Raw genomic sequence first — 11,374 nt, 5'->3', positions numbered from 1 at the left:
TTATTGAAGATTTCTTCTCGTAAAAAATGCTCATTCTTTCATTTTATCTCGAAAAATATTGATTTACTGTTAAAATAATAATGAAATGCGAAAGAAAGAGTGATTTATATTGAGTTGGATTAAAAAGATTTTTACAGTGTTCCAAAATGATGATGAAATTAATGATATTGAACAAGATCAACCTGTTTCAAAGCCATTAAAAAAAGAGCAGAATGAAAAAAGGGATATAGAAGCAAAGGTATTATACCAATATCCAAAAGGTCAGTTCCGTTTTCCATTGATTCCGGATGAGGAGGCAGCTCCTGAAAAATCCAAGCCGAGAAAAGGGCATCCTGAGAGGGTCATCCAGGATGTTGAGATTAAGCCGTTCATTAAAGAGCAAGGTACACTGAGGATTAAGAATGAACGGCAATCTGAAAGTGATTCCTTCCACAACCAACGCCGTGATCCAGCCGCGGATGCCCGTAGCACTGTCAGACGTGATACTGCGAGAGAACCAATTGAACCATACAAGCCTAAAAAAGCTGTAGAACCTGCACCGAAGTTCCATTATGAAACTCGGAAAGACAGCGGACCAAAATTTCGGCAGCCTTTTAAACCAACCGAAATTCCATCCCCAATTTATGCTTTTAACAGACCTCCCAGGAAAAGTAAGACCCAAACGGACCTGGAGGATGTTGAATATGAACTGGCTGGTTTTGAAAAGGTTCAGAGCAGTGCAGTTGAACAAATAAAGCATAATGACATTAATATCTTGTCGCAAGCTATGGATTTAAAGGAAGTTGCTGATTCAACAAAAGTTCATGAAGAGATAGTAATGCAAGATATATACATAGAAGATGATCTTGCGGACACACAGGTTTTTAAGGTAGCTGAAGTCGATGAACAGGTAGAACAATCAGAGTTGGAAACAGAGGCGCTAGATATAATTCTCAATAGCGACACTGAACTAGAATTTGTTTCTCAAAATGAATCGATAACTGATGCAGAGCTTGAGCAGGATGCTGTAGAGACTGAAGCGGTTGTTTCTCAAAACAGATCTGAAGAGACAAAAGCCTTAGCCTCTCATCATAACTTGCCAGATTCTCAAAAAAGCCAGGAAGAGTATGAAGCAAACGGCTATGAACAACACCAGGAAGAACTAACTGTTCAGCCTGTCGATAATGCTGAGGTACAAAACACGAAAACGGAGAAATCTTTTGAGGAAGCAGAGCCGGAACACACTCCTGACCCTGACCCAACTATAGAGGAAAAGCCGGCAGAACCAAAAAGACAGCTTCCATTCAATGTTCTCATGCTTAAGCAGGACAAGAGGAAATGGGAGGAGCGGAACACATCAAAATATCCTTCTTTTATGACTGAAGGAAGAAAGACAAGTGAACGCCCACCTCATCCTGAGGTTGATGCACCTTCTTCAGATGATAGTGGCGAGAAAAATCAAATGCTAGAAGACGAGTTGTCGGCAGGCGGCACTTCATCAGAAGTTCAGCATGTTCAGCAGGAAAAACCATCAGCTGCCCAGCAGGAATATCCATCAACTGTCCAGCAGGAAAATTTAATAGGAGCAGAAAGTGCGTCGGGTGCTGTAACGCAGCAGGATACTCTATCGGTTGAAATTAGTCCGGTCACAGGACCTTCAAATAGTGAAGAGCAAACACAAGCCCAACCGGCTGCGGTGAATTCATCTTCTGCACCAATGAACCGTCAGTTCGAACGGGAAGAAATCCAAACGAATGATCGAGAAGCGGTAGTACAGCCAGAAGTCCAGCCAGCAGCAGTATACGACTTCCCGCCACTGAATCTTTTGAGCCCGCCTGTTTTCAAGGCACCCGATCCTGAATGGCTTTCAGAGCAGGAGCATATGCTCAATGAGACGTTGAGGAATTTTAATGTAGGCGCCAGGGTGGTCAATGTGACACAGGGACCATCGGTTACCCGTTTTGAGGTACAGCCGGAACCGGGCGTTAAAGTTAATAAGATTACGAATCTATCAGATGATATAAAGTTGAGCTTAGCTGCTAAAGATATCCGAATTGAAGCACCAATACCAGGAAAGCACACAATCGGGATTGAAGTGCCGAACCATTCGAGCAGGCCGGTATTATTAAGTGAAATTTTACAGTCTGCAGGTTTTATGGATCTTGAATCTCCATTATCAGTGGCCCTGGGACTTGATATTGCCGGAAATCCAATCGTCACTGATCTGAAAAAGATGCCGCACGGATTGATTGCCGGTGCCACTGGATCTGGAAAGAGTGTCTGCATCAATACGATGCTTGTCAGCCTGCTTTATAAAGCACACCCAGATGAGGTGAAGCTGCTTTTGATTGATCCGAAAATGGTTGAATTGGCACCTTATAACCGAATTCCACACCTTGTCAGCCCGGTCATCACTGATGTAAAAGCAGCGACTGCCTCGCTGAAATGGGCAGTTGAGGAAATGGAGCGACGTTATGAATTGTTCGCACATACAGGTGTCCGTGATATAGGCAGGTTTAATGAACTTGCCGAGAAGCATCGCAGGTTTTCTGATAAGCTCCCATATATCGTAATTGTGATCGATGAGCTGGCAGATCTGATGATGATGGCTCCAGGCGATGTGGAAGAGGCTATTTGCCGGATTGCCCAAAAGGCACGGGCTTGCGGAATCCATTTGATCATCGCGACACAGCGTCCATCCGTTGATGTCATTACAGGCCTGATTAAAGCGAATGTTCCTACAAGGATTGCCTTCTCTGTTTCCTCACAGGTGGATTCCAGGACGATCATTGATATCAGTGGGGCAGAAAAGCTTCTTGGTCGCGGGGATATGCTGTTCCTGGAAAATGGATCATCAAAACCATTCCGACTCCAGGGAAACTTCGTTACCGACAATGAGATTGATGACATTGTTGCATTTGTCAGGGAGCAGCGGGCTCCACAATACTTGTTTGAACAAGAAGAACTACTCAAGAAGGCTCAGGTGACGGAAGAAGAAGATGAGCTTTTCTACGAAGCATGTGAATTTGTCATCGACCAGGGTGGCGCTTCCACCTCAAGCGTCCAGCGCCGTTTTAAAATTGGCTATAACCGGGCGGCCAGACTGATTGAAATGATGGAGCAGCAAGGATTCATTTCTGAGGGCAAGGGCAGCAAGCCAAGGGATGTCCTGATTACTGCTGCGGACCTTGAGGCCCTCCAGGAAACTAGTACATTCAATTAATAAATGGTATTCTTTATTTACATGTACTTATAATAAGGATAAATGACTATAGATGTTGGGTTGTTATTGAAGGAGCTTTTTGGATGAAAGAAATCGAATTGAAAATGCAAGGTAAAATCAGCCGTCTGACCAATAATACATTTAAATTTGATGAAAGGATTCGGGATGGCTGGTTTTCAGCCGTGTATTTTCTTAAAACTCGAGAGCTTGTAAAGAAATATCATGAAGACAATATTACCACGATGCAGTTTTTCCAGAAGGACGAAGCAGTTCTATGTGGGACTGATGAAGTAATCGCCCTGGTAAAAACGTTTGCGGACCGTCCTGAGGAGCTAGAGATTCATTCACTTAAGGATGGAGATAAAATCTCCCCGTTTGAAACAGTCCTGACCATTACGGGACCATATCAGAGTTTTGGTTATCTTGAGGGAATCATTGACGGCATCCTGGCAAGAAGAACTTCTGTCTCGACGAATGTTTATAATGTCGTAAAGGCAGCAAGCTATTCAGGACAGCAAAAGCCGGTCATTTTCATGGGTGACCGTGACGACCATTATACAACACAGGCTGGTGACGGTTATGCAGCCTATATAGGAGGCGCTACTGCCCAGGCGACACATGCGATGAATGAATGGTGGGGCAAGCATGGGATGGGGACGATGCCGCATGCATTGATCCAAATGTTCAACGGTGATATCGTCGCAGCAACCCGGGCGTATCACGAAACCTTCCCAAATGATGATTTGATCGCTCTTGTTGATTATAATAATGATGCGATTACTGACTCATTGAAAGTCGCAAGGGAATTTGGGGAAAAGCTGAAGGGCGTTAGGGTTGATACTTCCCGTACACTAATCGACCAGTATTTCCTCCGCAACCAGCACTTGCTTGGAACATTTGATCCTCGCGGCGTGAATGCGGAATTAATTTTCGCACTTAGAAAAGCGCTTGATGACGAAGGCTTTGACCATGTGAAAATTGTCGTGAGCGGCGGTTTCAGTGAAAAAAGGATCATGGAGTTTGAAAAGCAAAATGTACCAGTCGATATGTATGGTGTAGGCGGCAGCCTTTTAAAATTGAAAATTGGTTTTACTGGTGACAATGTCATGTTGAACGGGAAACATCAGGCGAAGTCAGGCAGAAAGTACAGGCCGAATCCCCGTCTTGAAAAAGTAGAATTTTAACAAGTTTGAAAGCAACTAATAAAGGGAATATGTACTTTTATCCATCATTACGGTCTTAACCATTTGCTTTGCCTATCAATTAGTTGCAGGTTTATGAACAGCATTTTGAAAATAGCTGCACCTTATGGAAACAGCATTAACGAAACTGTGTTAATTACCGTAATGATGTTATAATGATTCAATACATGTGAGACAGATACTATCCGCCATGTAATTTGCTCTGTTTTATAACGCGAATAGGCGAAATGAGCAATTCAGGATATCTGTCATATACTGTGTTACATACAGACGTTGTTGGAGGTTCTTTATATGACTATTTACCATTTTGTAGGTATAAAGGGGTCTGGAATGAGTGCGTTAGCTCAAGTTCTCCATGATATGGATTATCAGGTGCAGGGCTCCGATTATGATAAGCACTTTTTTACCCAGGTGGCCCTTGAGAAATCTGGAATAAAGATCCTTCCGTTTAATAAGGAAAATATACAGCCTGGGATGACGGTTATTGCAGGCAATGCTTATCCGGATACCCATGAGGAGATTCAGGAGGCAATGAAGCTGGGCCTTCCAATCATCAGATATCATCGATTCCTTGGCGATTTCATGCAAAACTTTACAAGTGTTGCGGTTACTGGGGCTCATGGAAAAACATCGACTACAGGATTGCTTGCGCATGTGATGAGGGGCGCCAAGCCTACATCATTCCTGATTGGCGATGGAACTGGAAAAGGTGACAAAGATGCTCAATACTTTGTATTCGAAGCATGTGAGTATCGCCGCCATTTCCTTTCGTACTTCCCTGATTACGCAATCATGACGAATATCGACTTTGACCACCCGGATTACTTTGCCAATATAGAAGACGTTTTCTCCGCTTTCCAGGAGATGTCATGGCAAGTCAAAAAGGGGATCTTTGCATGTGGTGACGATGAGCAGCTGCAAAAAATCCAGGCCAAGGTACCAGTTGTCTTTTATGGTTTTGGCGAAGAAAATGACTTCCAGGCGCGCAATATCGTCAAGTCAACTGAAGGCACTACGTTCGATGTTTTTGTCCGGAATAATTTCTATGACACATTCTCGATTCCAGCTTATGGAGACCATAATGTACTGAACTCGCTTGCTGTCATTGCTTTGTGCCATTACGAAAATATCGAATCAAAAGTGATTCAGGCTCAGCTTGAAACGTTCGAGGGCGTGAAGAGGAGATTTTCTGAAAAGAAGGTTGCAGATCAGGTGATCATTGATGACTACGCTCACCATCCTACAGAAATCAAAGTAACAATCGAAGCTGCGAAACAGAAGTATCCTGATCGTGAAATCGTCGCGGTTTTCCAGCCGCATACCTTTACCAGGACTCAAGCTTTCCTGAATGAGTTTGCAGAAAGCTTAAATAAGGCAGACAAGGTTTATTTGTGCGAAATCTTTGGTTCAGCCCGTGAGATTCATGGGAAATTATCGATTACCGATTTAAAAGATAAAATCGACGACGCAGAAATCATCACTGAGGAAGATACCTCACGTCTGAAGGAGCATGGAAATGGCGTCATCCTATTCATGGGTGCAGGCGATATCCAGAAGTTCCAGCAAGCTTATGAAAATCAGTTACAAGTGTAAATGAAAAGGATGCGGCCAATTGGTCCGCATCCTTTTGTATGTTCTTCAACTCTCACTTATTTAAGGTTCTCAGGGTTCAAGCCTTCAAGTTCAGGAATGACAAAACGTCCATCTTTTCGAATCAGGACGTCATCGAAATAAATCTCGCCGCCGCCGTATTCAGGGCGCTGGATGTTGACCATATCCCAGTGGATATTTGAATGGTTTCCATTGAATGCATCATCATAGCATTGTCCAGGTGTGAAGTGAAAGCTTCCATCGATTTTTTCATCAAATAGAATGTCCTGCATTGGATGCAGGATATATGGATTCACGCCAATTGCGAATTCTCCGATAAAACGAGCCCCTTCATCTGTATCAAAAATCTTGTTAATTCGCTCTGAATCATTTGCGGTCGCCTCAACAATTTTTCCATCCTTGAAAGTCAGCTTCACATTTTCAAAAGTGAATCCCTGGTAAGGAGATGGTGTATTGTAGGTGATTACGCCATTGACTGAATCACGAACAGGTGCTGTGTAAACTTCGCCATCAGGAATATTCAGCTCACCAGCACATTTTACAGCCGGGATATCTTTAATGGAGAAAGTCAGGTCAGTTCCTGGCCCGGTAATCCTTACTTTATCTGTACGGTTCATCAAATCTGCCAGGCTGTCCATTGCCTTGTCCATTTTTCCATAATCTAGGTTGCAGACGTCGAAGTAGAAGTCTTCGAATGCTTCGGTGCTCATTTTTGCCAGCTGGGCCATTGCTGAATTTGGATAGCGAAGAACAACCCACTTTGTTTTTGGTACACGGATATCTCTATGGACCTTCTTGCCGACCGTATTGCCATGAATCTTCATTTTGTCTGCCGGAACATCAGCGTGTTCATTGATGTTATCTCCAGAACGAAGGCCAATGTAAGCATCCATCTTGCTCATCACATTTGCTTCAAATTCAGCAATCATGTCAAATTGCTCCTGCTGGGCACCCATAAGCAATGAACGGTCCACCTGGTGGTCCTTCAATGATACAAATGGATATCCGCCAGCTTCATATGCCTCTTTCACTAGAGCCGTAACAAGCTCACGCTGGAGACCGAAGTTTTCAATAAGCACTTTTTCGCCTTTTTGAAGCTTGACCGAGTAATTGATCAGGTTTTTTGCCAGTGTTTGAATCCGTGGGTCTTTCAATTAGATCACTCCTATGTATTTAAAATAAAGCACATAAACATATTGTAACCGAAACGCCGAAGTTTGTGCTCTTTTCATTGCAGGAACTTGGTAAGGCTAAATCCGTCAAAATTAAAAGCAATTACAATGGCCGAAGACGATTGGGGAAACTTCCTGCTGGAATTTTTATTTATAGAAAGATATTCTTATTCAGGAAGGAAAAGGGTATGCTTATATTGAAATACATATTAGACAAGGTGGTTTACGTCGCTGGCTGCGGGGTAAAATGTACATATGCTAACGGAGGTGTTCAACAGTGGAAATTATTTTGTATTTAAGTGTTGCTGTAATAGCAATCGCATTCTTGGTTTTGGTAGTTTCGTTATCGAAAACTCTAAAATCCTTACAAACAACTTTAGACAGTGTATCAGGCACACTTGATGGCCTGGAGAAGCAGTTGGATGGAGTGACTCGTGAAACTACGGAGCTTCTGCACAAAACAAACAATTTGGCCGACGATATTTCCAGAAAATCTGAGAGCTTGAACGGTGTCGTTAATGCTGTGAAGGATGTAGGAAATTCTGTTCAGAGATTCAATCAATCTATTCATAATGTCCAAACAATGGTGGACCTTCAGATTGACAAAAATAAGGACAAGATTTCTCAGGTTGTTCAATGGAGCAACGTATTCCTAGAGTTGAGAGATAAGTGGCAATCAAAAAAAATAGCCAAGATTGACCATCAGCTAGAAGGCGAAGAGATGGTAACGAGGCAGCGTGAACGCGTTCGGTATTAATGAAAGGTGGAGATAGAATGATGAACAGAGAACAAAGCCAATATGATGTAAACGGATCGATGAGGGAGACAGACAGCAACAATTCCAGGGATTTTGTGACCGGAGCAATTGTTGGCGGGCTTGCCGGAGCACTTGCGGCACTATTGCTTGCTCCTAAGTCAGGAAAAGAGTTAAGAGGGTCACTTAATGAGCAAACTTCTTCTCTTAAGACCAAGAGTGCAGATCTTGCATCTGTCGCGAAGGAGAAAGCAAGCGGCTTGAAAGACACTGTTTCACAGCAGTCTTCTACGATTGCCAATAAAGTGAAGGACATGAAGAACAAGAGCGGAAATACTTCACAGGACACGGATGTTGACGAGGGCGAACTTCAAGAAGTACCAACTTCCATGGCAGAGACAAGCACAATGGAAAACACACATACTGCTACTGGAGAAGAAATCCAAAGGAAGCTTGAAGAAACGCAAAAAGCTTTCGATGATACTGAAAACAAGCTGAATCAGTAAGTTTGTCAATGAAACGGTGAAGTGGTAAGATAACTTCACCGTTTATTTTTTTATAAGGCTCTTTTCTCAAACTTTGTTGCTATTCTACAAAATAGGTTTGAATTACCTAAGTTTCTTCCCAAAATTAACGCTTATTATGAGAAAAGAGCTTGCCAACTTAGTACCGACATACAAAATGGCTTTTATCACGTTAAAATCGGTTTTTGGATTTTAACAACAATCTTTACGATAACAGCCTTTGATAAAAAAAGCTTGGATTAAGAGGCTTAAAAAGGAGAGAGTAGGATGAAAAGGATTGATTCAATCGAACAATTTGACACACTTGTCGATTCCGGTGAAACATTCTTCATGCTAAAGCACAGCACAACCTGCCCAATCAGCTCGGCAGGATATGACGAATTTGCGAAGTTCGAAAACGCCGGCAACGATAATCTATATTATCTAACAGTCCAGGATTCACGTGATCTATCCAACCATATTGCTGAAAAGTTCCATGTTAAACATGAATCACCTCAGGCAATTTTATTTGTGAATTCAGATGTTGCATGGCATGCTTCACATTTTAAAATCACCGCAAAATCATTGGCGGGAGCTAAAGAAGAAAATGTAAAGTAAAAAAACATCCAGTGGATGTTTTTTTACTTTAGGCCTATTGGACTTTCAAAGATAATATTAAGCTCATCACCAGGCGCAAGACGATCGTCAAACGCTGCTTTTTCTCCGTTTTTCAACAGGGTGAATCCGCGGCTGTCCTTAGGAATTTCAATCTGTGCAAAGCTGAATAAGTCCTGGAAAATAAACGGCTGTCCATCCTTTTGCTTTGTGGATAGCTGGTCGCCGCTATGTACGCGTTCGTCCAACCCAAGCGTAATGCCCCCTCGCGTGAATTCAATCAATTTCTGTTCCAGCTGGATTTGCTGGCCGTTGAAAAAGATCGGCATTGAGTCATTAACAGATACCCCAAGTATTTCTACCAGTCCTCTAAGTGTAGGTTCCGTTCCTTTTGCAAAACGGATATCATCAAGATGGTCAACTTTATTTTGCATTTTTGCTGACAAGCCGTTTACATAAATTTTTCCCATAAACTCTGTGATTTTGTGTTCAACACCATCAACCTTTATAAAAAATGGGCGAGTGTCATTAAGCAGTTCAGCCAGTTTAAGTTCCTTTAGAATGCCTTCGATAGTGTCAGCCATGTCAAAAACAATCTCGTCCCTATCCGCAACAGGCTGGGACATCGAAGCAGGAAGGCTATTGCAGGTCAAACCTGCGCTAACTTCATATCTTTTACCATTGATGATGACAGTCTTGGACGGAAGCTCACCGATTAAGTCACCAAGTGTTAGCTCTGGTCTGACTCCATCTTCTCCCTTTTGGACAGTGAGTTCATCTCCTCCAGCAACCTGATCATCGAAAGAGCAAGATAATCCGTTTTTCAATAATAGGGGTTGCTGTCCATGCTCACCGGGTATGGTCACATTTTTTCCATTCAGGCTGACAATCATTGCGAGCCCCGGTCTGCCGTAAAGTTTGTTCATTTTAATCCCGGCAGCCAGCAGGCAGTCTCCAACGGTCAATTTGTTGACCTCGAAGAGCCTTACTGGCTGGCCGTTCACATGAACTGTATGATATTGGACAGGAGATTGCTTCGCTGCAATGGCAATTCCGATTGGCGTAACAAGTTCAGGACCTTTCGTTATATGATCTGCAAATGATACGGAATTGATTGCATCTAGTCCACGGATGGCGACCCTGTTTTCCGGCAGGTTTAACTTTGTGGCAAGCCTTCTGGGCAAATCAGGTGTAAGACTTCCGCCTCCTACAAGCATGACTGCTTTAGGCGACTTATTGCCGTTTAGCCTCAGGATTTCTTCTCCGATTGTTTCTGCCAAACGGTCAATTGCAGGGGAGATACGTTCAACAGCATCATTCTTGCTGATCACTGTTTCAAAGCCAAGTATGTCTGTAATTGAGATTGATTGATTTTCTAGCAGATCCCGCTTTGCTTTTTCAGCAAGAGGAAAGTCTAGTAAAAACTCATCACTTACAGCTTCAGTGATTTCATCCCCCGCTATTGGGACCATTCCATAGGCAATAACTGTACCAGAGTCAGTAAGAGCGATATCGGATGTTCCTGCCCCAATATCAACAAGAGCGACATTCAATCTTCTCATTGAGGCAGGAATCAAGACATTGATCGCAGCGATTGGTTCGAGAGTAAGTGCGTCCATTTCAAGGCCAGCCCGGTCCAAAGCAGATAGCAGTGATTCAACGACAACTTTTGGCAGGAAAGTCGCTATGATTTCCACAGATGCTTCATTTCCTCGCTGATCAATCAGGCTTCCTATTTCTTCACCATCAAGCTGGTAATAAAGCACAGAGTATCCGACACAATAATAGTGATGCTCAATGTTTTTTTCACCAGCAACGGCAGCTTGGGCCAGCTGGACTGCACTTAATTCAAGATGGAGGATGTCCTGCTTTGAAAACATCGGCTTGCCGGCGATATCGACTACAGCTTTTGATTGTTCAGTTTTCAGAGCACGGCCAGCTGCAGCAACACAGACCTTTGTTAAGGGGCCATGTGAAACTTCCAGTGCCTCTTTAATTTCAGTGATGATTTCGGATACTGACAAAACATCATGAATTTGGCCGTCCAGCATCGACCGTTCCTTGTGTTCGCGGACAATGATGTCGACTGCTTCATAATGTCCGTCAGATTCCTCTAGGATGATTCCTACAACAGATCTGGTTCCTATATCTAACGCAAACAGTTTATTATTTTCATGCAATTTATGCACCCTCTAACTTAAGATCTCATACGATGCTTTATCACTTAAAAGCGTTTAATTATTAAAGAATTTTTACGTGACAATCGATATTTTTTCAGATATAATTACCTTTATCATATTATACAGCTTGATTTA

Annotated in this window: 8 protein-coding genes; 6 read left to right on the top strand and 2 right to left on the bottom strand. The window is 42.8% G+C overall.

Going from position 1 to position 11,374, the window contains the following annotated elements; translation table 11 throughout:
- The first annotated feature begins 109 nt into the window (after positions 1–109).
- The 3 genes from ACH0QE_RS02460 (at position 110) to murC (ending at position 5,997) form a co-directional block, all read left to right on the top strand.
- Positions 110–3,202, top strand: coding sequence for a DNA translocase FtsK (locus tag ACH0QE_RS02460; RefSeq protein ID WP_415799158.1), 3,093 nt, complete (start codon positions 110–112; stop codon positions 3,200–3,202).
- An 83-nt stretch (positions 3,203–3,285) separates the two neighbouring features.
- A complete protein-coding gene (locus ACH0QE_RS02455; protein WP_415799157.1) occupies positions 3,286–4,386 on the top strand; it encodes a nicotinate phosphoribosyltransferase in 1,101 nt (366 codons plus the stop codon).
- A gap of 309 nt (positions 4,387–4,695) precedes the next feature.
- Positions 4,696–5,997: a UDP-N-acetylmuramate--L-alanine ligase gene (gene murC, locus ACH0QE_RS02450; protein ID WP_415799156.1), complete on the top strand. Its 1,302-nt coding sequence runs from the start codon at positions 4,696–4,698 to the stop codon at positions 5,995–5,997.
- A 56-nt stretch (positions 5,998–6,053) separates the two neighbouring features.
- On the opposite strand, the gene ACH0QE_RS02445 is transcribed toward murC, so the two are convergent.
- On the bottom strand, positions 6,054–7,169 hold the full coding sequence (locus tag ACH0QE_RS02445; RefSeq protein ID WP_415799155.1) for an aminopeptidase: 1,116 nt from the start codon (positions 7,167–7,169) through the stop codon (positions 6,054–6,056).
- Positions 7,170–7,464: 295 nt separating this feature from the next.
- Between ACH0QE_RS02445 and ACH0QE_RS02440 the strand changes: the two genes are divergently transcribed.
- The 3 genes from ACH0QE_RS02440 to ytxJ all read left to right on the top strand — a co-directional run bounded on the left by ACH0QE_RS02440 (position 7,465) and on the right by ytxJ (position 9,062).
- Positions 7,465–7,944: a DUF948 domain-containing protein gene (locus ACH0QE_RS02440; protein WP_415799154.1), complete on the top strand. Its 480-nt coding sequence runs from the start codon at positions 7,465–7,467 to the stop codon at positions 7,942–7,944.
- 17 nt (positions 7,945–7,961) lie between these two features.
- Entirely contained in the window at positions 7,962–8,447 is a 486-nt protein-coding gene (locus tag ACH0QE_RS02435; protein WP_415799153.1) for a YtxH domain-containing protein, read from the top strand.
- A gap of 285 nt (positions 8,448–8,732) precedes the next feature.
- Positions 8,733–9,062 (top strand): bacillithiol system redox-active protein YtxJ, encoded by a 330-nt coding sequence (ytxJ, locus tag ACH0QE_RS02430; protein ID WP_415799152.1) that lies wholly within the window; start codon positions 8,733–8,735, stop codon positions 9,060–9,062.
- Between the two features lie 23 nt (positions 9,063–9,085).
- Here the strand turns inward: ytxJ and ACH0QE_RS02425 are convergent, their stop codons facing one another.
- Entirely contained in the window at positions 9,086–11,239 is a 2,154-nt protein-coding gene (locus ACH0QE_RS02425) for a cell division protein (protein WP_415799151.1), read from the bottom strand.
- Positions 11,240–11,374: the final 135 nt, after the last annotated feature.

Source organism: Mesobacillus sp. (assembly GCF_047739415.1).
Taxonomy (GTDB): Bacteria; Bacillota; Bacilli; order Bacillales; family Cytobacillaceae; genus Mesobacillus.
This window is presented reverse-complemented; position numbering and strand designations above follow the sequence as displayed.

Excerpts from the sequence above, each read along its gene's own strand:
- ACH0QE_RS02455 (WP_415799157.1), top strand. The coding sequence starts at position 3,286 with ATGAAAGAAATCGAATTGAAAATGCAAGGTAAAATCAGCCGTCTGACC.
- murC (WP_415799156.1), top strand. The coding sequence starts at position 4,696 with ATGACTATTTACCATTTTGTAGGTATAAAGGGGTCTGGAATGAGTGCG.
- ACH0QE_RS02435 (WP_415799153.1), top strand. The coding sequence starts at position 7,962 with ATGATGAACAGAGAACAAAGCCAATATGATGTAAACGGATCGATGAGG.
- ytxJ (WP_415799152.1), top strand. The coding sequence starts at position 8,733 with ATGAAAAGGATTGATTCAATCGAACAATTTGACACACTTGTCGATTCC.